This window comes from Streptomyces sp. NBC_00335 (assembly GCF_036127095.1).
Taxonomy (GTDB): domain Bacteria; phylum Actinomycetota; class Actinomycetes; order Streptomycetales; family Streptomycetaceae; genus Streptomyces.
In genome coordinates this window covers 4,195,859-4,219,398 of sequence record NZ_CP108006.1, presented here as the reverse complement: position 1 = coordinate 4,219,398, position 23,540 = coordinate 4,195,859, and the positions used below count along the sequence as shown (strand labels likewise).

Genomic DNA, 23,540 nt, shown 5'->3' with positions numbered 1-23,540 from the left:
CGTTGAAGGAGAAGGGTACGTTGAGCAATTCCGACGACTCCTCCGCGGGTCCCCGTCGCCGTGCCAGACCGGTCCGGCTGCTCACGGCCGCCGTTTTCGCCCTGGCCGGCTTGATCTTCGTCACCAGCTTCAACACCTCCAAGGGTACGAACATCCGGACGGATGCCTCGCTCCTCAAGCTGTCCGACCTGATCCAGGAGCGCAGCCAGAACAATCTGGAGCTGGAGAAGAGCACCGCCACCGCCCGCGGCCAGGTCGACGCCCTCGCCGAGCGCGACAACGGGAGCACCGAGGCCGAGAACGCCAAGCTGGCCGCCCTGCGCGCGGCCTCCGGCACCGAGGCGATCAGCGGCAAGGCCGTGACCGTCACCCTGAACGACGCGCCCCCGAACGCCACGGCCCGCATCCCCAACGTGCCCGAGCCGCAGCCCAACGACCTGGTGATCCACCAGCAGGACCTCCAGGCCGTCGTCAACGCCCTCTGGCAGGGCGGCGCCCAGGGCATCCAGGTCATGGACCAGCGCCTGATCTCCACCAGCGCCGTGCGCTGCGTGGGCAACACCCTGATCCTCCAGGGCCGGGTGTACTCGCCCCCGTACAAGGTGTCGGCGGTCGGCGACCCCGGCGCGCTGAAGAAGGCCCTCGCGGCCTCCCCGGCGCTGCAGAACTACCAGCTGTACGTGAACGCGTACGGGCTCGGCTGGAAAGTGGACGAGCACAAGGCGCTGACACTGCCGGGCTACTCCGGCACAGTGGACCTCCACTATGCGAAGCCGCTGGAGCCCGCCACCCCGTGACCGCAACGTCGACGTGCCGCGCCTGCTGGTACGGACGTTCAGCGAGGTGTGCCTGACCGCGGGCTCGCTCATCGTGCTCTTCGTCGTCTACGTCCTGCTGTGGACCGGGGTCAAGGCCGACCAGGCCATGGACGGGGAGATGGCCCGCATGCGCGACCGCTGGTCCGCGGCGCCCGCGGCCGCCGAGTCGGCGGCTCCGGCCGCCGCCCCGGAACCCGCCGCGTACCCGCCGGGCCGGGCCTTCGCCGAGATGTACGTACCGCGCTTCGGCCGCGACTGGAACAAGCCGGTCCTGGAGGGCACGGGCACCGAGCTGCTGAAGAAGGGCCTGGGCCACTACGCCGGCACGGCACGGCTCGGCGGCAACGGGAACTTCGCGGTGGCCGGCCACCGGCGCACGTACGGGGACCCCTTCAAGGACATCCCCAAGCTGCGCCCCGGAGACCCGGTGATCCTCAAGGACGCCACCGGCTGGTACACGTACACCGTCCGGGCCGACGCGCTGCGCACCCTGCCCACCGAGGTCGGCGTCGTCGATCCGGTGCCCGCCCGCTCGCCCTTCACCGGGCCGGGCAAGTACCTGACGCTGACCACCTGCGACCCGGAATGGGGCCACAGCCACCGGCTCGTGGTCTGGGCCGAACTGACCGGTATGCGGACCCTCGCACAGGGCGTACCGGAGGGTTTGGCAAGGTGACCCTCCGCGCCGGGCGGGTGGCTTTAGGCTGTGGACGTACCGCCCCCGCGGTGCGTTGAACGATCGTGGACGAAAAGGACACAGGCGGCATGTACGGCTGGATCTGGCGGCATTTGCCGGGTAACGCGTGGGTACGCGTGATGATCTCCCTCGTGCTGGTGCTCGCGGTGGTGTTCGTGCTGTTCCAGTACGTCTTCCCGTGGGCCGAGCCGCTGCTTCCGTTCAACGATGTGACGGTGGACGAGGGATCGGGAGCGACTCCGTGAGCGCGCGCATTCTGGTTGTCGACAATTACGACAGCTTTGTCTTCAACCTGGTCCAGTACCTCTATCAGCTCGGCGCCGAGTGCGAGGTGCTGCGCAACGACGAGGTCGAGCTCGCCCACGCCCAGGACGGCTTCGACGGCGTCCTGCTGTCCCCGGGCCCGGGCACGCCGGAAGAAGCCGGCGTCTGCGTGGACATGGTCCGCCACTGCGCGGACACGGGAGTACCGGTCTTCGGCGTCTGCCTGGGCATGCAGTCGATGGCCGTCGCCTACGGAGGCGTCGTCGGCCGGGCTCCGGAACTGCTGCACGGCAAGACCTCGCCGGTGGTCCACGAGGGCCTCGGCGTCTTCGAGGGGCTGCCCTCGCCCTTCACCGCGACCCGCTACCACTCCCTCGCGGCCGAGCCGCCGACCCTCCCGGACACGCTGGAGGTCACGGCGCGGACCGAGGACGGGATCATCATGGGTCTGCGTCACCGCGAGCACGACGTCGAGGGCGTGCAGTTCCACCCCGAGTCCGTGCTGACCGAGTGGGGCCACCGGATGCTCGCGAACTGGCTGGTGCGCTGCGGTGACGCGGGCGCGGTGGAGCGCTCGGTGGGGCTCGCCCCGGTGGTGGGCAAGGCCGTCGCGTGACGGCGCTCGCGCCGTCCGCGCCCACCGAGGGCCGGGCAGCGCGACGCAGGGCAGCGCAGGAGGCCGCGAAGCGTACGCGCACGCGTGGCCGGGGCCGCGGCCGGCGGCGCAGGCGGCCGGCCTCGGGCGGGCCGGTGGTGGTCGTCAGCAGGCTCGCCGGGGAGCTGTTCATCACGCTGGGCCTGGTGATGCTGCTCTTCGTCGGCTACCAGCTCTGGTACACGAACTTCCTGGCGGACCGGACGGCCGATGACGCGGCGGGCTCCCTGCTCCAGAACTGGGACCGCGATCCGGGCGGGGCGGCCGCCCCGCCCGTGGCGACGGCGTTCGAACCGGGCCAGGGCTTCGCGATCCTGTACATCCCGAAGCTGGACGTGAAGGTGCCGGTCGCGGAGGGCACGAACAAGGCGAAGGTCCTCGACAAGGGGATGGTCGGCCACTACTCCGAGGCGCCGCTCGCGACCGGGATGCCGGCCGACCGCCAGGGCAACTTCGCGCTGGCGGGCCACCGGAACACGCACGGAGAACCGTTCCGCTACATCAACCGGCTGGTGCCGGGCGACAAGATCGTGGTGGAGACGCGGGACGCGTACTACACGTACGAGATGAGCGCACAGCTCGCGCAGACCCCGCCCTCGAACGTGGCGGTGATCAAGCCGGTGCCCGCCGGATCGGGGTTCACTTCCGCGGGCCGGTACATCACGCTGACCACCTGCACCCCGGAGTTCACCAGCACCTACCGGCTGATCGTATGGGGCAGGATGACCGCTGAACGCCCCCGCAGCCAGGGTGCTCCGCCCGAGCTGACCAGCCCGTAGAGGATCCGCAGTGTCACGTGCCGCACCGCCCCCGAACCGCAGCGCCCTCGCGGGGTTCCTGAGCCTGCTGGGCGAGGTCCTGATCACGGCGGGCCTGGTGCTCGGGCTGTTCGTGGCGTACTCGCTGTGGTGGACGAACGTCCTGGCGGACCGGGACGCCTCCGCGCGCGGGGACGCGGTGCGCGAGCAGTGGGACCGGGCGGCGCCCTCGCAGGCCTCGGCCGCGGCGCCGGGCGCGCTGGACGTCCAGGGCGGGATCGGCTTCCTGCACGTGCCGGCGATGAAGAACGGCGAGGTGCTGGTGAAACGGGGCACCGACTCGGAGGTCCTGAACGACGGCGTCGCCGGTTACTACACGGAGCCGGTCAAGTCGGCGCTGCCGTGGGACCCGGCGGGCAACTTCGCGCTGGCGGCCCACCGCGACGGGCACGGGGCCAAGTTCCACAACATCGACAAGCTGAAGAACGGCGACGCGGTCGTCTTCGAGACCCGTGACACCTGGTACGTGTACAAGGTCTTCGCCGAGCTGAGCCAGACCTCGAAGTACAACGTGGACTCGATCAGCCCGGTCCCCAAGGAATCGGGCCGCACGGCACCGGGCCGCTACATCACCCTGACGACCTGCACGCCCGTGTACACCTCGAAGTACCGCTACATCGTGTGGGGCGAGCTGGTCCGCACGGAGAAGGTGGACGCGAAGCGGAGCCTTCCGGCGGAGCTGCGCTGACGGTCGTTGCGCTGCCGGTCGTGACGCTGCCGGTCGTGACCGCCGGGGATGGGCCCCAGGCCGCCAGGAGCCCCCTGTGGACGGCCGTGACGCCCATCCGAGTGGCGATGGGCCAGGGGCTCGCTCCGAAAGGCGCAGGTGGCCGCGTGGGGCTGCGTGGAGGCCGCGTGGTGGCCGCTCGGAGGGCCACCGGCAGCACCGATTCGTTTGCCCGTGAAGACGCGTACGGAAAAGGGTCCGGCCCCTCTCATGGAGAGGGGCCGGACCCTTTGGTGCTCGTTGCCGCGCGGTCAGCCGCCGAGGCCTCCGATGAAGCCTCCGCCGCCGTCGTTGCCGCCGTTCTGCTGGCCGTCGGGCACCGTGTTCACGTTGATCACCATGCCGGGGGTCACCGGGCTGCCGACGGCCGGGTCCGTGCTAAGGATCTTCGCCTTGCCGTCCGAGGAGCCCGACAGGACGGATCCGAAGACCAGGCCCCTCAAGGCGAGTTCGGCCCTGGCCGCGTTGATGGTCTTGCCGAACAGGTTCGGGACCGTGAGCTGCTGGACCGGCTTGGCGACCGAGATGTTGACCGACGAGCCGACCGTGACCTGGCCGTTGGGGCCGGGGTCCTGGCTGACGACCGTCTTGGGGGCCGTGCCCGGGGCCGCGTCCACCTCGGTGACGCTGCCGAGCTTGAGGTTGAGGGCCTCCAGGGCCTTCGAAGCGTCGGCCTGGGTCTTGCCGGACAGGTCCGGGACGGTCACCTTGGAGATTTCCTTGGCCACCGTCACGGTGACGGTCGAGCCCTTGTCGGCCTCGCCGCTCTTCGGGTTCTGCTCGATGACGGTGCCGGCGGGCCGCTCGGACTCGACCGTCTTCTTCTCGATCTGGAAGCCCTTGTCCTGGAGCGCCTTCTCCGCGTCGGCGATCGCCAGGTGCATGACGTTCGGGACGGCGACCTTGGACGGTCCGGTGGAGACCTTCACCTTGACGACGGAGTTCTTGTCGACCTTGAGGCCCTCGGCCGGGGACTGCTCGCAGACGCTGCCCTTGGGGGCGGCGTCGCAGGGCATCTCACCGTCCTGCTGGACGACGAGACCGACGTTGTCCCCGTTGGCCTTGGCGGCCTCCAGGGTCTCGCCGATGAGCTTGGGGACCGTGGGCCGGTTGTCGGCGGTGGTCTTGAAGAGGGATTGCCCGATCAGGATCGCGCCGACCAGGACGAGGATGCCGGCGGTGACCAGCAGGATCGTGGAGGCCTTGCTCTTCTTCTGCGGACGCCGGCCGCGGCCGCCCTGGTCGTAGCCGCCCTGGCCCGCGTACCCGGTGGCCCCGTAGCCGCCGTCGCCCGGGGACATCGGCGGGAGCATGGAGGTCTGGTTCGGGTCGGCGGTGCGCAGGGCCGTGGTGGGCTGGTCGTAGCCCTGGTGTCCGTAGCCGTGGCCCTGGTCGGGGTAGCCGTAGCCGGCGGCGCCCATGGAGGCGGTGGCCGCGACGGGCTGGCCGTCGAGGCAGGCCTCGATGTCGGCGCGCATCTCGTCGGCGGACTGGTAGCGGTAGTCGGCGTCCTTGACCAGCGCCTTCAGCACGATCGCGTCCATCTCGGGCGTGATCTCGGAGTCGAAGTTCGACGGGGGCTGGGGCTCTTCCCGTACGTGCTGGTAGGCGACCGCGACCGGGGAGTCGCCGATGAAGGGCGGCCGGACGGCGAGGAGCTCGTACAGCAGGCAGCCGGCCGAGTAGAGGTCGGAGCGCGCGTCGACCTGCTCGCCCCTGGCCTGCTCCGGGGAGAGGTACTGGGCGGTGCCGATGACGGCGGCGGTCTGCGTCATGGTCATGCCGGAGTCGCCCATGGCACGGGCGATGCCGAAGTCCATGACCTTGACCTGGCCGGTGCGGGTGAGCATGACGTTGGCGGGCTTGATGTCACGGTGCACGATGCCGGCGCGGTGCGAGTACTCCAGCGCCTGGAGGATGCCGATGCACATCTCCAGCGTCCGCTCGGGCAGCAGCTTGCGGCCGGAGTGCAGGAGCTCGCGCAGGGTCGAGCCGTCGACGTACTCCATCACGATGTACGGGATGGAGATGTTGTCGACGTAGTCCTCGCCGGTGTCGTACACGGCGACGATCGCCGGGTGGTTGAGCGATGCGGCCGACTGGGCCTCGCGGCGGAACCTGGCCTGGAAGGACGGGTCGCGGGCGAGATCGGCGCGCAGGGTCTTGACGGCGACGGTACGGCCGAGCCGGGTGTCGTGGGCGAGGTAGACCTCGGCCATGCCACCACGGCCGAGCACGTGGCTCAGCTCGTACCGGCCGCCGAGGCGACGCGGCTCTTCCATAACGTGCAGCCCTCTCCGTCAGTCCCGACCGCACCCGTGTGTGGTCCGGCGGTGTGCTGTTCGCGCAAAGGCTACCGGCCGATCGTCGGTGATCGGTTCGTGACCACAGGCTGATACCGGACCGGTACCGTACGCTCGGATCCGGGCGGGAACAGTGACCCGGATCACGTCTGTGTGCCCCTTGCGGCTCTCGCGTGGCCTTCGGCCCCGCCCGTTACCCCTTGTTGCTCTTGAGCACGGCTTCCATGACGGCCTTGGCGACCGGGGCGGCGAGGCCGCCGCCGCTGATGTCCTCGCGCTCCGCTTCGCTGTCCTCGATGACGACGGCGACGGCGACCGGCGAGCTGCCGTCGGGGTTCTCGGCGTAGGAGATGAACCAGGCGTACGGGCGCTTCTTGTTGCCCTCGCCGTGCTGGGCGGTGCCGGTCTTGCCGCCGACGACGGTGCCCTTGATCCGGGCCTTGCCGCCGGTGCCGGCGTCGACGACGTTGACCATCATGTCCCGGACCTTCTTCGCGTTCTCGACGGAGAGGGGACGGCTCATTTCCTCCGGCTCGTGCTTCTCGACGATGTCGAGGCCGGGCGATTCCAGCTGCCTGACCATGTACGGCTTCATCAGCTTGCCGTTGTTGGCGATGGCGGCGGTGACCATGGCCATCTGCAGCGGGGTGGCCGCGGTGTTGAACTGGCCGATGGAGCTCTGGGCGTTGCCGTCCCTCTTCATGTTCTTGTCGTAGACGCTGGCGAAGGCGCGGACCGGGGTGTCGATCTTGTCGTTGTTGAAGCCGAACTTCTCGGCGGTCTTCACCATGTTGTCCGCCCCCACCTTGTCGCCCATGTTGGCGAAGACGGAGTTGCAGGAGACCTGCAGGGCGTAGTTGAGGGTGGCCTTGCCGCAGTTCGCGGCGTGGTTGACCATCGGCGTCGTGGTGCCCGGCAGGATGTACGGGTCCTCGGTGTCGGTCGGCGCGTTGATGTCCGTGACGATCTTGTGCTCGAGGGCCGCGGCGGCGGTGACCACCTTGAAGGTGGAGCCGGGCGGGTAGGTCTCGCGCAGGGCGCGGTTGACCAGCTTCTTGTCCTCGCTGTCTTTGAGCTCGACCCAGGCCTTCTCGTCGGCCTTGGAGTTGCCCGCGAAGGACGTGGGGTCGTACGAGGGGGTGCTGACCAGGGCGAGGATCGCGCCGGTGCGCGGGTCGATCGCCGCGACGGCGCCCTTCTTGGAGCCGAGGGTCGTGAACGCGGCCTTCTGCGCGGCGGCGTTCAGCGTGGTGACGACGTTGCCGCCCTGCTTCTTCTCGCCGGTGAACATGCCGATGGTGCGGTCGAAGAACAGCCGGTCGTCGTTGCCGGTGAGGATGCCGTCCTCGAGGGACTCCAGCTGCGTGGAACCGAAGGCCTGCGAGGCGTAGCCGGTCACCGGAGCCCACAGGGGACCGTCGAGGTAGGTCCGCTTGAACTTGTAGTCGCTGCCGTCGGTGACGGCGGAGCCGGTGATCGGCTTGCCCTCGACGATGATGTTGCCGCGCTCGGTGGCGTACTGGGCGATCTGGACCCGGCGGTTCTCCTTGCGGGTGCTCAGATCCTCGGCCTTGACGTACTGCAGCCAGTTGGTCCGCACGAGCAGTGCCAGGACGAGCAGCCCGCAGAAGATCGCGATGCGGCGCAGGGGCTTGTTCATGACGGGCGGACCACCTGGGTCATCTCGGAGTCGGGGGACGGTGCCGGGGCCGGGGCAGGGCGGCGTGCGGTGTCGCTGATCCGGATGAGGATGGCGATGAGGATCCAGTTCGCGAGGACGGAGGAGCCGCCGGACGCGAGGAAGGGCATGGTCATGCCGGTCAGGGGGATGAGGCCCATGACTCCGCCGGCGACCACGAAGACCTGGAGCGCGAAGGCGCCGGAGAGGCCGACCGCGAAGAGCTTGCCGAAGGGGTCGCGGGCGGCGAGCGCGGTGCGCACGCCCCGCTCGATGATCAGGCCGTAGAGCAGGAGGAAGGCCATGACCCCGGTGAGCCCGAGCTCCTCGCCGACGGTGGAGAAGATGAAGTCGGAGTTGGCGGCGAATCCGATGAGGTCGGAGTTGCCCTGTCCCCAGCCGGTGCCGAGGACCCCGCCGGAGCCGAAGGTCATGATCGACTGGCCGACCTGCTGGCAGGCGTCGGAGGTCAGGTAGCAGCTGAAGGGGTCGAGCCAGGCGTTGACGCGGGCCTGGACGTGGCTGGCGGTGGCGCCGACCACGGTGGCGCCGCCCACGCTCATGAGCAGGCCGATCACGATCCAGCTGGTCCGCTCGGTGGCCACGTACAGCATGATCACGAACATGCCGAAGAAGAGCAGCGAGGTGCCGAGGTCGTTCTCGAAGATCAGGACCAGCAGGCTCATCGCCCAGATCATCAGGATCGGTCCGAGGTCGCGGCCGCGCGGCAGGTAGAGGCCCATGAAGCGGCGGCTGGCCAGTGCCAGGGCGTCGCGCTTGACCATCAGGTAGCCGGCGAAGAAGACGGCGATGACGATCTTGGCGAACTCGCCGGGCTGGATGGAGAAGCCGCCGACGCTGATCCAGATCTTGGCGCCGAAGACGTCGGCTCCCAGGCCCGGGATCACGGGCAGGATCAGCAGCACCAGCGAGGCGGCCATGGAGATGTACGTGAACCGCTGGAGCACGCGGTGGTCCTTGAGGACCAGCAGTACGCCGGCGAACATCGCGATGGCGAGCGCCGTGTACATCATCTGCCGGGGCGCGGACTCGGTGAAGACGCCGTAGGCGCGCTTCGCTTGGTTCTGCAGGCGTCCGGACTGGTCCAGTCGCCAGATCAGGACGAGGCCCAGCCCGTTGAGGAGCGTGGCGATCGGCAGCAGCAGCGGGTCGGCGTACTTGGCGTAGCGCCGTACGACGAAGTGGGCGATGCCCGCCAGGATGCCGAGGCCGAGCCCGTAGGTGAACATGCCGGGGGGCAGCTCTCCGTCGAGCGCCAGGCCCGCGTTGGCGTAGGCGAAGATCGGGATGACCACGGCGAACACGAGCAGCAGGAGCTCGGTGTTCCGCCGGCTCGGCAGCTCGATGGCGCCGATGGTGGTCGTGTTGGTGACAACGCTCATGGTGTGGCGGGCCCCCTGTGCCCGCGTATGTCTACTGCTTCTCGCACAGGTTGACGACCTGCTGCTCGGCGGCAGTCAGGACCGGGCCGGGCGTTTGGTTGCCCTGGGCCTCGGCGGCACGCCGCTCCTCGTCCTTCTTGCACGCGGAGGTCTGGGTGCCGAGCTCGTCGATCTTCGTACGGGCGGTGTCGAGGCTGCCCTCGCTGATCGTGTCCACGACCTGCTTGCGCTTGAAGGTCGGCAGGTACTTCAGTTCGATGTCGGGGCGGTCGGTCTCCACCTTGGAGAGCTCCAGCGGCCCCAGCTTCTGGCTGATCCCGCGGAAGAGCGCGACGTGCTCGTCCTTGACCCCGACGTAGAACTGCGTCTGCGTCCAGCGGTAGCCCGCGTAGAGGCCGCCGCCGATGACACCGAGGACCACGAGCAGCGTCAGCGTGCGCGTGGTCCACTTGCGCCCTTTGCCGCGGCGCCTGCGCGGGTGGTTGTACGTGTCCTCGTACCCGGAGTCCCCGTCGTAGGGGTCGGGCTCGCCGAAGCTGCCGTACGCGTCGGCTCCGCCGCCCTGTCCCTGGGCGCCGTAACCGCCGTAACCCGCGGCCTCGCCGCTGCCGGGCGGCCCGAAGGCGCCGGGGGGCGGGGGGCTCTGGCGGCCTAGCCCGGAGGCGCGGCCGGCCGGCGTCTGCATGGCGTTGCCGCCGTCGAAGAGCTGGTGGTGCTGGTTCTCGGCGACCGCGCCGACGACGACCGGGGTGTCGTTGACCTGCGCGGCCAGGGTGTCGCCGCTGTCGGTGTCGAGGACGTCGGCCACGATGCAGGTGATGTTGTCGGGGCCGCCGCCGCGCAGCGCGAGCTGGATCAGGGAGGCCACGGTCTCGCGGGGGCCGTGGTAGTCGGCGAGGGTCTCTTCCAGGGTCTGGTGGGAGACCACGCCGGAGAGCCCGTCGGAGCAGATCAGGTAGCGGTCGCCGACCCGGACCTCGCGGATGGAGAGGTCGGGTTCGACGATGTCGCCGCTGCCCAGGGCTCTCATCAGCAGGGAGCGCTGCGGGTGGGTGGTGGCTTCCTCTTCGGTGATCCGGCCCTCGTCGACGAGGCGCTGCACCCAGGTGTGGTCCTGGGTGATCTGCGTGAGGACGCCGTCGCGGAGCAGGTAGGCGCGGGAGTCGCCGACGTGGACCAGGCCGAGGCGCTGGCCCGTCCACAGCAGGGCGGTGAGCGTGGTGCCCATGCCCTCCAGCTGGGGGTCCTCCTCGACCATGACGCGCAACTGGTCGTTGGCGCGCTGCACGGCGGTGCTCAGCGCGGTGAGCATGTCGGAGCCCGGGACGTCGTCGTCGAGCTGCACGAGGGCGGAGATCACCTCGGAGCTGGCGACTTCGCCGGCGGCCTGGCCGCCCATGCCGTCGGCGATCGCGAGGAGACGGGGACCGGCGTAGCCGGAGTCCTCGTTGCCCTCGCGGATCATGCCCTTGTGCGATCCGGCGGCGAACCGCAGGGACAGACTCATGCGCACCTGCCCTGTCGACGACGATGCTGCCTCGGGGTACAACCGGTCTCGAGCCACACTGCCCACCCTCCGGCCTGGAGCGCGCTCGGGTCCGTGTCCCCGGTGGGACGGACCGCTGCGGCTCGCTCGCTCCGCTCGCTCATTCTCGTACTACTTCCGCAGCTCGATGACGGTCTTGCCGATGCGGATCGGGGCGCCCGGCGGAATGGGCGTCGGGGTGGTCAGCCGGGTCCGGTCGAGATACGTGCCGTTGGTGGACCCGAGATCCTCGACGATCCACTGGCCGTCACGGTCGGGGTAGATCCTGGCATGCCTGCTGGAGGCGTAGTCGTCGTCCAGCACGATCGTGGAGTCGTGGGCGCGGCCCAAGGTGATCGTCTGGCCCGCGAGGGCCACCGTGGTGCCCGTGAGGGTGCCCTCGGAGACGACGAGTTTGGTGGGCGCACCGCGGCGCTGGCGCTGCTGTGGCGGGGCCGCCGGCTGGCGGCCCTGCTGCTGCGCCGGGGCGCCGGAAGCGCTCCCGCCGCGTCGGGAACCGCGCTGCGTGACTCTCGTACCGAAGAGATCGCTGCGGATGACCTGGACGGCCACGATGACGAACAGCCACAGAACGGCCAGGAAACCCAACCGCATGACCGTCAGGGTCAGCTCTGACATTGCCCCCGCTTACCCTTCGGCTTGCCGGTAAATGATGGTGGTGGATCCCACGACGATCCGCGAACCGTCGCGGAGCGTAGCGCGGGTGGTGTGCTGCCCGTCCACCACGATGCCGTTGGTGGACCCGAGATCCTGGATCGTCGAGGGCGTTCCGGTCCGGATCTCACAGTGCCGGCGCGATACGCCGGGGTCGTCGATCCGCACGTCGGCTTCGGTGCTTCGGCCGAGTACGAGCGTAGGGCGCGAGATCTGGTGGCGGGTGCCGTTGATCTCGATCCAGTGGCGCCGGACGGCGCCGCCGGTGGGTACGGGAGCCGGTCCGCCGGGTCCGCCGGGCCCCGGCCTGCGTGCACCGGGACCGCCCGGGGGCGGTCCGGCGGGCATGGGCGGCGCCGAGGCCGGCGGGTATCCGTAGCCGCCGGGCTGGGCCGGGGGGGCCTGGTGGCCCTGTCCCTGGCCCGGACCCTGCTGGCCGGGGGACTGGGAGGTGCTGGAGGCGAGCGTGCGGCTGCGGACCCGGTAGAGCCCGGTGTCCAGGTCGTCGGCCTTCTCCAGCTGGACCTTGATGGGGCCCATGAAGCTGTAGCGCTGCTGCTTGGCGTAGTCGCGGACGAGGCCCGCGAGCTCGTCGCCGAGCTGGCCCGAGTAGGGGCTCAGGCGCTCGTAGTCGCCGGTGCTCAGCTCCACGATGAAGTCGTTGGGGACGACGGTCCGCTCGCGGTTCCAGATGGTGGCGTTGTTGTCGCACTCGCGCTGGAGGGCGCCCGCGATCTCCACCGGCTGGACCTCGGACTTGAACACCTTGGCGAAGGTGCCGTTCACCAGACCTTCGAGTCGCTGCTCGAACCGCTTCAGGACTCCCATGGGGCACCTCCTCCGTCGTTGTCGCCCTGTACTGCTTACTGATCGTATCCACGCATGGCGGATTCGGGTGGTTCCCCATCGGTCACGTGCGCATGAGTGTTGGTCCTCACAAGCGATCGTAGGGGCGCCCCGAGGACAGTGTCCCGCACCGGCGGCCGAGTACGGGAGGGGCGGTCGTCGGCGGGAGTGGGGAGAGCACGAAAAGCGATGTGAATCCACCCCATCCGACGTGCTAATGTTCCGATGTCGCCAGGGGAACGGCCCGCAAGGGAAGAACCGCTGGTAGCCACTTGCGCGAGTGGCGGAACGGCAGACGCGCTGGCTTCAGGTGCCAGTGTCCTTCGGGACGTGGGGGTTCAAATCCCCCCTCGCGCACAGTTGAGAGAGCCCCCGCTCCGGAGAGATCCGGAGCGGGGGCTCTTTCGTTGTGCCCCGGGGATGGGGGCGGGCGCGGGGGATGCGGGCGGGGTGGGCGCGGGGCGTGACGAGGGTCTCGGGCGGCCGGGCCGCGGGTGGGTTCGAGAGCGGGATCGCCGGGCTCGGAGGGGAGCTCCGGAGCGGCTTCCGCGGACGTACGTGATTCCTTCGGCCGGGACCGATTTCAGTACCGATAAAAGCTGGGCAATTCGCGGGGCCGCGGACTCCGGCCGGGTTGTGGCCGGGGTCGTGGTCGCGGGTTAGCACGGAGGGGGAACGCAGTACCCTGACGGAATGCGTATCGGAGAGCTGGCGCGGAGTACCGGAGTTTCGGTAGCGACGGTCAAGTACTACACCCGTGAAGGGCTGTTGCCGTCCGGCGAGCGGACGAGTCCGAACCAGGTGAGCTACTCCGAGGCGCACGCGCACCGGCTCCGGCTGATCCGGGCGATGCTGGAGGTCGGCGGCCTGTCGATCGCGGCCGTCCGCGAGGTGCTCGGCGAGGTCGACTCGCCCCACCGCACGGTCCACGGCATGCTCGGCGTCGCCCAGTCCGCGGTCACCCGCGCCGTGCCCGAGCCGGGCCCCGAGGACGACTGGGCGCGTGCCGAACGCGCCGTCGAGGAGCTGGTGCGGCGCTGCGGCTGGGAGGTCAAGCCCACGAACCCCGGCTGGAAGGCGCTGGTCCAGATCGTCGTGACCTACCGCGACCTGGGCCGGGGCGATCTGCTGGCCCTGCTCGACGAGTACGCGGCCGCAGCCGGACGCCTGGCCGACGCCGAGCTGGCCGTCCTCGCCGGGGTGCCCGGTACGGACGGCAAGGTGGAGGGCGTCGTCCTCGGCACCCTCCTCGGAGACGCGGCCATGTCGGCCCTGCGCCGGATCGCGCAGGAGGACGCGTCCAAGCGCGTGTCCGCCCGGGCGGAGGGTCAGCCGCTGTAGGCGAGCGCAGGGGCCGTCGGGACCAGGTGGTGGACGTGGGCGGGCGGTACGTTCCACAGCACCGTCTCGGTGCGGAACCGGTGGCGCCGCAGCGTGCGTTCCAGCACGGCCTGGGTGCCCAGCGTGCGTTCGCGGGTCACGCCGGAGGTGAGCGCCCGGCGCAGCGGCGGGATGCCGGCGTAGGCGAAGAACGACAGGGTGCCGCCCGGGTTCAGCGCGCCGAGCAGCTGCCCGAGGATCTCCTCCACGACGCGGGCCTCGAAGTTCGCGAAGGGCAGGCCGCACACGATCGTGTCGTACGAGCCCAGTTGGTGGTCCTGGACCAGTCCCGACAGCAGGCCTATGCGCGAGTCGTCCCGGTAGGAGTGCCTCAGCAGACCGGCGAACCGGAGGTTGGGCTCGATCAGGTCGAGGGTGTCGAGGGGGCCCAGCGCCGGCTGGATGTGGCGGGTCACGGCGCCCGTGCCGGGGCCGACTTCGAGCACCGCGCGCGGCCTGCCGGGGCCGGGGATCACGTAGCGGGTGAGGGCCCGGGCCAGTAAGGGACTGCTGGGAGCGATGGCTCCCGTGTCCCGACGGGTCCGGGCGAACTCCCTGAGGAACAGCATCACGTCGGTCATGGGTGGCCGCCTAGGCTGGTGATAGGTGATAGTGAATCTATCGATAGCTTAGGTTACTGTTGCTGTGGACAACGGGGAAGGGAGGCCGGCCGCTTCGCTCGCGCAGCGGCGTACCGCCTGGCGGCTCGGTGCTCCCGTGCGGAGTGCTCCCGTGCGGAGTGCGGCCGGGAGGGTGCCTTCCGGGAGCGTGGCGAAAGACGTAGGGCGAGCGATCCGAACGTGCATTTCGAGAAATCGCCGGTTTCGGAAGATTCGTGAACCGAAACCGCGCGGGGTCGAAGGCCGAAACAACTCGGCAGCCTGAGCAAAAGCGATACGAGCCAGGGAGAGAAATTGTTTGCCTCCATCGGAGCATTCACCGCGCGGCGTCGTAAGTGGGTCGTGATCGCCGCGGTCGTCTTCACGCTGTTCGCCGGCGTGTGGGGCACCGGCGTCTTCGGCTCGTTCACGGGCGGCGCCGGATTCGACGACCCGGCCAGTGAGTCGGTCGAGGCCGACAAGGTTCTCGCCGGCCCGCTGGGGCGCGAGTCCAACGACCTGATCGTGCTCTACGAGTCGAAGGAAGCGGGTCGGACCGTCGAGGAGTTCGGCGGCGCCGTCCGGGCGGCGCTCGACGGCGTGCCGCGTGCGGGAATCACCCGCCTGAGCTCCTTATGGGAGCCCGGCGCCGGGGGCGCGGACGCCTACGTATCGCGGGACCGCACCCGGACGTACGCCACGGTGCAGTTCGCCGCCGACGACGACCGGCAACAGGTCGAGGCGCTGACGAGGATCAAGGAGGAGTTCGAGGCCGAGGGGGTGACCGCCCGCTTCGGCGGCGTGGCCGCGATGACGGAGCAGGTCAACGCCCTGACCGGCGCGGACATCGCCCGGGCCGAGATGCTCTCGGTCCCGGTCCTGCTGGTCCTGCTGGTGCTGATCTTCCGCAGTGCGGTCGCCGCGCTGCTGCCGCTGGCCGTCGGCACCTTCGTGGCACTCGGCTCCTTCGTGGTGCTGCGCGTGCTGACGCTGTTCACCGAGATCTCCGGCACCGTCATCAACGTCATCACGATCCTGGGCCTCGGCCTGGCCATCGACTACGCGCTGTTCCTGGTCAACCGCTTCCGTGAGGAACTGCATGCCGGTGCGGACGTGGACACCGCGGTCCGGCGCGCGACGGCCACGGCCGGGCGCACGGTCGCCTTCTCCGGGCTCGCCGTGGCGATCTCCTTCGCGGGTCTGGCCCTCTTCCCGTCGCGGTTCCTGTCCTCCATGGGCTACGCGGCCGTCTCCGTGGTCGCCTTCGCGGTGATCGGCTCGCTGACGCTGCTGCCCGCGCTGCTGCGCTACACGGGACACCGCATCGACAAGTGGCGGATCCCGCTGCCGGGCGGCCGGGGCGGCGCTGCGAAGCCGCTGACGCAGGGGCGCTGGTACCGCACCGCCCGGGCGGTCATGCGCAGGCCCCTGCTGTCCTCGCTGGCGATCGTCGCCGTCCTGGTCGGCCTCGGTGCGCCGCTGCTCGGCGTCAACTGGGCCCGGCCGGGGGAGTGGGTGCTGCCGTCGAGCGGGGACGCGAAGGTCGTCAGCCAGGCCCTGGCCGCCGAGTTCGAGACCAACCCCGGCCGGATCATGACCGCGGTCGTCCGCTTCGACGGCCCGGCCGACCGGAGCGCCGTAGAGGCGTACGCGGACCGGCTGGAGGGGGTCGCGGGCGTGCGGTCGGCTGTGCCCACCGCCTTCGTGGGCAACGACGCGCGGGTGACCGTGCGGTACGCGCCCGACGCGATGTCCGGGCCGGCCGTGGACCTGGTGCACGGGGTCCGGGGCACCGCCGCACCGGAGGGAGCGAAGGCGCTGGTCACCGGAATGCCGGCCTCCCGCGTGGACATCGTCGACATGATCGGCGGACGTCTTCCGTGGATGGCCCTGTTCGTCGCGGTCGTGTCCTTCCTGGTCCTCTTCCTGGCCTTCGGCTCGCTGCTGCTTCCGCTGAAGTCCGTGCTCCTGAACCTGCTGTCGCTCCTGGCCACCTTCGGCGCCATCAAGTGGATCTTCCAGGACGGCCATCTCTCCGGGCTGCTCGGCTTCGAACCCATCGGGGCGGTGGACGCCAACTTCCCCGTGCTCATCGTGGCGATCGCCTTCGGCCTGGCCATGGACTACGAGGTGTTCCTGCTCTCCCGGGTGCGCGAGGAGTGGGAGGCCGGCGGCGATCCGATCGAGTCGATGGCCCTCGGGCTCCAGCGCACCGCGAAGATCATCACCAGTGCCGCGCTGCTGTTCGTCGTGGTGGTCGGCGGGTTCATGACCTCGTCCATCCTGTTCATGAAGATGATCGGGGTCGGCCTGGTCATCGCGGTGGTCGTCGACGCGACGGTCGTACGGGGCCTGCTGGTGCCGGCCACCATGGCGCTGATGGGCAAGTGGGCCTGGTGGGCACCGGCCCCGCTGGCCCGCTGGTGGTCCCGCCACGGCTTCCGGGAGCCCGCGGCCGGGGAGCGTACGGTCCCCGCGTCGCGGGGCGCCGGGCAGGTCGGCCGCACGGGCCACGCCGATGAGGCCGCTGCTGAGGACTCAGACCGCACCGCCGCCCCCCGTGCCGCCGACGCCGGGCGATGACCGCGGCCCGGCCCGGCGGAGCGTCCAGGGCCGGGCGCCCGGGGGTCCGTCCGTACTGAGCCGGGAGACTTTCGTTGCGGGGGGCGCGACTAAAGAGGGCAGCCCGGCGGCGGGGTGGTGTCTAGGGTCTGCCGGGTGGACGTAACGGCGAGGGCGCGTGCGGGATGGGACTGGGTGAAGGGGCCCGAGCCCTGGACCCGTCGGATGCTGGCGGGGGATCTCGCCCTGGCCGGGGTGCTGGTGCTGCTCGGGGTGGGGGTCGAAGAGCTCGACAAGGGCTCCGCGGCCCGGATGCTGGCCAGTGCCGTGTCCGTGGTGGTGCTGACCCTGCTGCGGCGCCGGCTTCCGGTGCTCACGCTGGTGGCCGGCTCGGCGGTGGGCGTCTACCTGCCGGGGGCCTTCCTGGTGGCGATCCCGCTCGGCTGGTCGGCGGGGCGGCGCATCGTCGGCGTCGGACGGGCGCTCGGTGCCTTCACCGCGGCCTTCGCCCTGGCCATCGCCCTCAATGTGGTCAAGGAGTGGTCGCAGGGCCGCGCGGTGCTGGTCGTCGTCTTCAGCGCGCTGATGTTCCTGGCCATGGTGGTCATGCCCGGTCTGGCCAGCCGCTACTGGTCCCAGCGCCATACGCTGCTGCGCGCCCTCCAGGAGCGCAACGCCCAGCTGCTGCGCGAGCGGGCGATGGTCGCCGGGCAGGCCCGGCTGCGCGAACGCCAGCGCATCGCCCAGGACATGCACGACAGCCTCGGCCACCAGCTCGCGCTGATCTCGGTGCACACCGGTGCGCTGGAGGTCGATCCGGTCCTGACCGACCGGCAGCGCGAGGCGGTGGGCGTCCTGCGCCAGGCCTCCGTCTCCGCCATGCACGAGCTGCGCGAGGTCGTCGGCATCCTGCGGGACGGGGTGGAGGCTCCGCTGCCGGTCGAGGAGGCGCAGCCCGCCGCACGCGGGGTGGCGGGCATCGCCGGGATCGTGGAGTCGGCGCGGAGCGCGGGGACGGACGTACGGCTCACCACCGCGGGGCAGCCCAGGCCGCTGGTCGCGGCGTGCGACCACGCGGCGTACCGGATCGCGCAGGAGGCGCTGACCAACGCCTACAAGCACGCGCCGGGCGCGCCCATCACGGTGGAACTGCGGTACGAGGACGACTCCTTGGTGGTGGAGATCGCCAACGGCCCGGCGGCCGGTCCGGGCGCCGGTGAGGTGGTGTCCGGCGGGCAGGGGCTGACCGGGCTGCGCGAACGGGCGCGGCTGGTCGGCGGCATGGTCTACGCGGCGGCCGTGGAGGGCGGCGGGTTCCGGGTGGCCGGGGTGCTCCCGTACGGGACCGAGCCGGCCGGGGCCGAGGAGCTGGGGGCGGGCGAGGTCGCCGATGACTTCGGCCAGCAGGTGCAGGCCAGGACCCTGGGCCCGAACGCCGCGCCGGTCGACTGGGACGCGATCGACCGGAAGCTGCTGAGCGGGGGCGGCCGGGCCGGGGGCGTGACACTGGGCTGCGGGATCGCGGTCGCGGCCGTGGTGGTGCTGCTGATCGTGATCGGCGCCGCGGTGGCGCTGCTGGTGGGCTCGGTGGGCGATGCGATGCTCGGCAAGGCCGAGTACGACGCCGTCCACGTGGGCGATCCGGAGGAAGCGGTACGTTCTCAGCTGCCCAGTGGGGACAGCATCCTGACCGAGGGGCTCGACCGGAAGGGGCCGCCGCGTCCGCAGGGCTCGGCCTGCCTGGTCTTCCTGGCGGACGACGACACCGACCTGGGCAGCGACAGCGTTTTCCGGTTCTGCTTCAAGGACGGCAAGCTCGTCGACAAGCAGGCGTACCAGGCCAAGCAGTAGGAGCAGGGGTGACAGCCAAGGTGATCCGCGTGGTGATCGCTGACGACGAACCGCTGATCCGGGCCGGGATCAGGATGATCCTGACCTCGGCGGCGGACATCGAGGTCGTCGCCGAGGCGGCGAACGGCCGGGAGGCGGTGGAACTGGCCCGGGCGCACGGCCCGGACGTGGTGCTGCTGGACATCCAGATGCCGGTGATGGACGGGCTGACGGCGCTGGCCGAGCTCGGGCGGGCGGCGCCCGAGGTGCGGGCGCTGATCCTGACCACCTTCGGGGAGAAGGAGAACGTGCTGCGGGCCCTGAGCGGCGGCGGCGCGGGGTTCCTGCTGAAGGACTCGGCGCCCGGCGAACTCATCGGCGCCGTACGGGCGGCCGCGGCGGGGGACGCGTACCTGTCTCCGGCCGCGACCCGGCACGTGGTGGACCAGCTCGCGTCCGGCCGGACGGCCGGCCGGGACGAGCAGGCGCGGCGCCGGGTGGCCGAACTGAGCGAGCGCGAGCGGGGAGTGCTGGCGCTGCTGGGGGAGGGGCTGTCGAACGCCGACGCGGGGCGGCGGCTGCACATGAGCGAGGCCACGGTGAAGACGTATGTGAGCCGGATCCTGGCGAAACTGGAATGCGAGAACCGGGTGCAGGCGGCCCTGCTGGCCAGGGACGCCGGGCTGTAGGTACGGTCGGGCCGAAATCCGATGGCGATCAGGGGGCGGGGCGCATGACGGCGGTAGCGCAGCAGCATGGCGTGGGACCGGAGTCGAAGGTACGGATCCCGGTGGTCGAGGGGTTCGCTCCGCGCCGCTCCGCGGGCTCGCCCGCCGGCAATCCCCGGGAGGCGGGCAAGGCGCTGCGCACGCTGGTGCCCCGGGCGGCGCACGCGCGGTTCGAGGCCCCGGCCGACCGGCCGGACGCGGTGCGGGCGGTGGAGGAGTCCAACGTCGGCCGGGTCGCCGAGCTCACGCCGATACGGGTCGGCCGGATGGCCGCGAACCCCTTCACCTTCCTGCGCGGGGCGGCCGGGCTGATGGCCCACGACCTCTCCGGCGGTCCCGTCACCGGGATCGGCGCGCAGATCTGCGGGGACGCCCACGCGGCCAACTTCGGCCTGTACGGGGACGCGCGCGGCCGGCTGGTCATCGACCTCAACGACTTCGACGAGACCGTCTTCGGCCCGTGGGAGTGGGACCTCAAGCGGCTGGCCACCTCGCTGGTGCTGGCGGGCCGGGTGGCCGGCGCGGACGAGGCCACCTGCCGGGCGGCCGCGCAGGACGCGGCGGGCGCCTACCGGCGCACGATGCGGCTGCTGTCCAAACTGCCGGCCCTCGACGCGTGGAACGCCATCGCGGACGAGGAACTGGTCTCGCACACCGATGCCCGTGACCTGCTGGGCACCCTGGAACGGGTCTCGGAGAAGGCCCGCAACAACACCTCCGCCCGGTTCGCCGCCAAGTCCACCGAGCCCACGCCCGACGGGGGCCGGGCCTTCGTGGACGCGCTGCCCGTGCTGCGCCGGGTCGGCGACGGGGAAGCGGCGGCCGTGGCGGCCGCGCTGGGCCCGTACCTGGAGACCCTGCAGGGCGACCGGCTGCCGCTGCTGGCCCGGTACGCGATCCACGACGTGGCCTTCCGGGTGGTGGGCACGGGCAGCGTCGGTACCCGCTCGTACGTGGTGCTGCTGCTCGACCACCGGGGTGAGGCGCTGGTCCTCCAGGTGAAGGAGGCCCGTCCCTCCGCGCTGCTGCCGCACCTGCCCGGGCTCGGCTTCGTCTCCCCGCCGGAGGAGCACGAGGGCCGCCGGGTGGTGGCCGGGCAGAAGCGGATGCAGGTGGTCTCCGACATCCTGCTGGGCTGGACGACGGTGGAGGGGCGGCCCTTCCAGGTCCGCCAGTTCCGCAACCGCAAGGGCAGCGTGGACCCGGCGGCGCTGTCCGCCGACCAGTTCGACGACTACGGGCGGATGACCGGAGCCCTGCTGGCGCGTGCGCACGCGCACAGCGCGGATCCGCGGCTGCTCTCCGGGTACTGCGGCAAGAGCGACGAGCTGGACGAGGCCATCGCCGACTTCGCCGTGGCCTACGCCGACCGGAGCGAGGCCGACCACGCGGTGCTGGTGGCGGCGGTGCGGTCGGGGCGGATCGCGGCGGAGTCCGGGGTCTGAGCAGTCCGGGGTCTGAGCGGGCGGGGTCTGAGTGGCCCGTGGTCTGAGCGGGCGGGGCCCGGGAACCGAGTCCGTAGCCGGGATGTTTCACGTGAAACCGGTCGATGTTTCACGTGAAACACCCGGGCCCCGGGGCCTTAGGCTGGCCGGGTGAGCGAGCAGACAGTTCCCGAAGCGTCCGAGCCCGGCTCCGGCGAAGGCCCCGGCCCCGCTGCCGACGAGCGGCCCGAGGCGCGCCTGGAGCGCGCCGTGCGGGCCGCCGAACAGGCACTGATCGAGTTCGAGATCGCGGTGGAGACCTTCCGGGTGGAGGTGGAGAACTTCTCCCGCCTGCACCACCAGAAGCTCGGACCGATGTACTCGCGGCTCGACGAGCTGGACGCCCTGATCGCCGAGGCGAAGGCGGCGAGGACCGGGGACCCGGAGGACCTGCGCCGTGCGCGCGATGCCCGCTCGCTGGTGATGCCGATGCCCGGGGTGGACGAGCTGTTCCACGACTGGATGGACTCGGACGGGATGTCCGCCGACGCCTCCGCGATGCTCACGGACCGCGCGGTGCGGCCGCCGGAGCGGGTGCGCCCCTCGGAGGAGGTGCGCCGCCTCTACCGCGAGCTGGTCCGTCAGGCGCACCCCGACCTCGCCCAGGACGAGGCCGAGCGTGAGCGGCGCGATGCGTTCATCGTGCGGGTCAACGCGGCTTACGGGCGCGGCGAGGAGCAGGCGCTGCGCGAGCTGGCGCAGGAATGGGCGGAGGGCCCGGCGCCGGCCGAGCAGCGGCTGAGCGAGAGCGAGGAGCTGTACGAGCGCCTGGAGTGGCTCTCGCGCCGCAAGGAGCTGCTGTCGGTGGTGGCCCGGGAGCTTGAGGAGAGCGCGATCGGGTCCATGCTGCGGATGGCGCCGGAGGACCCGGACCGGCTGCTGGAGGAGATTGCCGAGCAGCTGCTCGGCGACGTCGAGAAGCGTGAGGCGGAGCTGGCGGCGCTCGCCGCCGAGTAACCCCGCGGCGGCAGGGCCGGCCGGCCCGGTCGGATAGGTTGGCTCAGCTATCCGTGACGAGAGAAGGCGACAGACATGAACTCCGGACCGCTTCCCTCGGTGGCCGCCTCCGCCCTGCCCTCCGAAGCCTTTGTCCTCGACGTTCGCGAGAACGACGAATGGGCGGCCGGTCATGCCGAGGGCGCGCTGCACATCCCGATGAGCGAGTTCGTGGCGCGCATCGGTGAGCTGACCGAGAAGATCGAGGACGAGCGCCCGGTCTACGTGATGTGCCGGGTCGGCGGACGCTCCGCCCAGGTGGCCCAGTACCTGCGGGGCCAGGACATCGACGCCGTGAACGTGGCCGGCGGCATGCAGGACTGGGAGGCCGCGGGCCGCCCGGTCGTCACCGACGCGGGCGTCCCGGGCTTCGTCGTCTGATGCCGGCCCGGTGACGGCCTAGGCGAGGGGGTGGGCGGCCAGCAGGTCGCCCAGCGCCTCCTCGTGGGCCGCGGCCGGGCCGAGCTGGAGCTCCAGCTGCTTGGCCCAGGCGTGGTAGCGGTGCAGCGGGTAGTCGGTGTCGGCGCCGAAGCCGCCGTGCAGGTGCTGTGCGGTCTGCACGACGCGGCGTACGCCCTCGGAGGCCCAGATCTTGGCCACGGCCACATCGCCGGCGCTCGGCAGCGGTCCGCCCGCTCCGCCCGTGGAGGCGTCGAGCCGCCAGGCGGCCTGCCAGAGGGTGACCTCCATGGCGCGCAGGTCGATGTAGCGGTCGGCGGCCTGGACGGCGACGGCCTGGAAGCTGGCCACCGGGAAGCCGAACTGCTCGCGCTTGCTCGTGTACTGGCTGGTCATGGTGAGCACGTTCTCGCCGAGGCCGAGCGCGAGCGCACAGGTCCCGGTGGCCAGGAGCTGGCGCAGGTGGTCCCAGGCGCCGGGAGCATCGATCAGGTGCGTGGCCGGGACCCGTACGCCGTCGAGGGTGAGCTCGGCGAGCCGCTCCCCGCTGGTGGAGTACTGCTCCGCGAGGGACAGGCCCTCGGCGCCCCGGGGGACGAACGCGAGGAGCGCCTCGCCCTCCCCGGTGTGGGCCGGTACGGCGATCCAGTCGGCGCTGTGCGCCCAGGCGACGGCCGTCTGGAGGCCCTCCAGGAGCCAGGTGCCTGCGCCCTGCCGTTCCTGCCGTGCGGTGACGGCCAGTTCGGCCGGGTCGTGGCCGCTGCGGCCGTGCGCGGCGACGGTGAGGACGACGCTGCCGCGCCCGGCGCCGGGCAGCAGGGCGGCGGCCAGCTCGGGGCTGCCGTGGGCCTGGACGGCCATGGCGGTGGCGCAGTGCTCCAGCAGGGGCACCCGGGCCAGTACTTTCGCGGCCTCGCGCAGGACCAGGCACAGGGCGATGGCGTCGAGTCCGGAGCCGCCGTGCTCCTCGGTCAGGACCAGGCTCAGCAGGTCGGAGTCGGCGAGCTTGGCCCACAGTTCGCGGTCGAACTCATCGGCCACCGCCCTCGGTGTGAGTGCGGGGCTGGGCACGCCGTCGGGGGCCACGTCCGCGAACACGGCCTTGGCCGCCTCGACGGCGGCCTGCTGCTCCTCGGTGAAGGTGAAGTCCACT

At 71.2% G+C, this 23,540-nt stretch carries 20 protein-coding genes, 1 tRNA gene and 1 pseudogene; 14 read left to right on the top strand and 8 right to left on the bottom strand.

The window, feature by feature from the left end:
- The first annotated feature begins 20 nt into the window (after nt 1-20).
- The 6 genes and pseudogenes from OHA37_RS18920 to OHA37_RS18895 all read left to right on the top strand — a co-directional run bounded on the left by OHA37_RS18920 (nt 21) and on the right by OHA37_RS18895 (nt 3,940).
- Nucleotides 21-797: a DUF881 domain-containing protein gene (locus OHA37_RS18920; protein ID WP_266906778.1), complete on the top strand. Its 777-nt coding sequence runs from the start codon at nt 21-23 to the stop codon at nt 795-797.
- Entirely contained in the window at nt 766-1,494 is a 729-nt protein-coding gene (locus tag OHA37_RS18915) for a class E sortase (protein WP_266906776.1), read from the top strand. Before OHA37_RS18920 ends, OHA37_RS18915 begins: the two co-directional genes overlap by 32 nt.
- Before the next feature lie 65 nt (nt 1,495-1,559).
- Nucleotides 1,560-1,760: a hypothetical protein gene (locus OHA37_RS18910; RefSeq protein WP_254382427.1), complete on the top strand. Its 201-nt coding sequence runs from the start codon at nt 1,560-1,562 to the stop codon at nt 1,758-1,760.
- Nucleotides 1,757-2,395, top strand: coding sequence for an aminodeoxychorismate/anthranilate synthase component II (locus OHA37_RS18905; RefSeq protein WP_254382122.1), 639 nt, complete (start codon nt 1,757-1,759; stop codon nt 2,393-2,395). Before OHA37_RS18910 ends, OHA37_RS18905 begins: the two co-directional genes overlap by 4 nt.
- 137 nt (nt 2,396-2,532) lie before the next feature.
- Nucleotides 2,533-3,213: pseudogene (locus tag OHA37_RS18900) on the top strand (class E sortase); the annotation flags it as partial.
- Between the two features lie 10 nt (nt 3,214-3,223).
- Entirely contained in the window at nt 3,224-3,940 is a 717-nt protein-coding gene (locus OHA37_RS18895) for a class E sortase (RefSeq protein ID WP_266906774.1), read from the top strand.
- A 290-nt stretch (nt 3,941-4,230) separates the two neighbouring features.
- Here OHA37_RS18895 and pknB read toward each other — a convergent pair whose 3' ends face one another.
- The 6 genes from pknB to OHA37_RS18865 all read right to left on the bottom strand — a co-directional run bounded on the left by pknB (nt 4,231) and on the right by OHA37_RS18865 (nt 12,391).
- Nucleotides 4,231-6,261, bottom strand: a complete 2,031-nt coding sequence (gene pknB, locus OHA37_RS18890; RefSeq protein ID WP_266906772.1) for a Stk1 family PASTA domain-containing Ser/Thr kinase — start codon at nt 6,259-6,261, stop codon at nt 4,231-4,233.
- 214 nt (nt 6,262-6,475) lie between these two features.
- Nucleotides 6,476-7,942: a peptidoglycan D,D-transpeptidase FtsI family protein gene (locus tag OHA37_RS18885; protein ID WP_266906770.1), complete on the bottom strand. Its 1,467-nt coding sequence runs from the start codon at nt 7,940-7,942 to the stop codon at nt 6,476-6,478.
- A complete protein-coding gene (locus OHA37_RS18880; RefSeq protein ID WP_266906768.1) occupies nt 7,939-9,363 on the bottom strand; it encodes an FtsW/RodA/SpoVE family cell cycle protein in 1,425 nt (474 codons plus the stop codon). Before OHA37_RS18880 ends, OHA37_RS18885 begins: the two co-directional genes overlap by 4 nt.
- A gap of 31 nt (nt 9,364-9,394) precedes the next feature.
- The gene (locus OHA37_RS18875; protein WP_266906766.1) at nt 9,395-10,870 is read right to left on the bottom strand and encodes a PP2C family protein-serine/threonine phosphatase; all 1,476 of its coding nucleotides are present in this window, start codon (nt 10,868-10,870) and stop codon (nt 9,395-9,397) included.
- A gap of 150 nt (nt 10,871-11,020) precedes the next feature.
- Complete coding sequence (locus OHA37_RS18870) at nt 11,021-11,527, bottom strand: FHA domain-containing protein FhaB/FipA (RefSeq protein WP_266906764.1); 507 nt, start codon at nt 11,525-11,527, stop codon at nt 11,021-11,023.
- A 9-nt stretch (nt 11,528-11,536) separates the two neighbouring features.
- Nucleotides 11,537-12,391 (bottom strand): FhaA domain-containing protein, encoded by an 855-nt coding sequence (locus OHA37_RS18865; protein WP_266906762.1) that lies wholly within the window; start codon nt 12,389-12,391, stop codon nt 11,537-11,539.
- Nucleotides 12,392-12,683: 292 nt separating this feature from the next.
- On the opposite strand from OHA37_RS18865, the gene OHA37_RS18860 reads away from it, so the two are divergent.
- Nucleotides 12,684-12,766 (top strand) — tRNA-Leu (locus tag OHA37_RS18860).
- Between the two features lie 336 nt (nt 12,767-13,102).
- The gene (locus OHA37_RS18855) at nt 13,103-13,750 is read left to right on the top strand and encodes a MerR family transcriptional regulator (RefSeq protein ID WP_266906760.1); all 648 of its coding nucleotides are present in this window, start codon (nt 13,103-13,105) and stop codon (nt 13,748-13,750) included.
- Here the strand turns inward: OHA37_RS18855 and OHA37_RS18850 are convergent.
- On the bottom strand, nt 13,738-14,370 hold the full coding sequence (locus tag OHA37_RS18850; RefSeq protein WP_266906758.1) for a class I SAM-dependent methyltransferase: 633 nt from the start codon (nt 14,368-14,370) through the stop codon (nt 13,738-13,740). The two genes, OHA37_RS18855 and OHA37_RS18850, sit on opposite strands and share 13 nt — an antisense overlap.
- Before the next feature lie 333 nt (nt 14,371-14,703).
- On the opposite strand from OHA37_RS18850, the gene OHA37_RS18845 reads away from it, so the two are divergent.
- The 6 genes from OHA37_RS18845 (at nt 14,704) to OHA37_RS18820 (ending at nt 22,369) form a co-directional block, all read left to right on the top strand.
- Complete coding sequence (locus tag OHA37_RS18845) at nt 14,704-16,971, top strand: MMPL family transporter (protein WP_266906756.1); 2,268 nt, start codon at nt 14,704-14,706, stop codon at nt 16,969-16,971.
- Between the two features lie 204 nt (nt 16,972-17,175).
- Nucleotides 17,176-18,801, top strand: a complete 1,626-nt coding sequence (locus OHA37_RS18840) for a sensor histidine kinase (protein ID WP_266912904.1) — start codon at nt 17,176-17,178, stop codon at nt 18,799-18,801.
- Nucleotides 18,802-18,821: 20 nt separating this feature from the next.
- Complete coding sequence (locus tag OHA37_RS18835) at nt 18,822-19,469, top strand: response regulator (RefSeq protein WP_266912902.1); 648 nt, start codon at nt 18,822-18,824, stop codon at nt 19,467-19,469.
- Between the two features lie 44 nt (nt 19,470-19,513).
- The gene (locus tag OHA37_RS18830; protein WP_266906755.1) at nt 19,514-20,953 is read left to right on the top strand and encodes a DUF2252 domain-containing protein; all 1,440 of its coding nucleotides are present in this window, start codon (nt 19,514-19,516) and stop codon (nt 20,951-20,953) included.
- A 150-nt stretch (nt 20,954-21,103) separates the two neighbouring features.
- Complete coding sequence (locus tag OHA37_RS18825) at nt 21,104-21,949, top strand: J domain-containing protein (RefSeq protein WP_443046184.1); 846 nt, start codon at nt 21,104-21,106, stop codon at nt 21,947-21,949.
- Nucleotides 21,950-22,024: 75 nt separating this feature from the next.
- The gene (locus tag OHA37_RS18820) at nt 22,025-22,369 is read left to right on the top strand and encodes a rhodanese-like domain-containing protein (protein WP_266906753.1); all 345 of its coding nucleotides are present in this window, start codon (nt 22,025-22,027) and stop codon (nt 22,367-22,369) included.
- A gap of 18 nt (nt 22,370-22,387) precedes the next feature.
- Here OHA37_RS18820 and OHA37_RS18815 read toward each other — a convergent pair whose 3' ends face one another.
- Nucleotides 22,388-23,539 (bottom strand): acyl-CoA dehydrogenase family protein, encoded by a 1,152-nt coding sequence (locus OHA37_RS18815; RefSeq protein ID WP_266906751.1) that lies wholly within the window; start codon nt 23,537-23,539, stop codon nt 22,388-22,390.
- Nucleotide 23,540 lies beyond the last annotated feature (1 nt).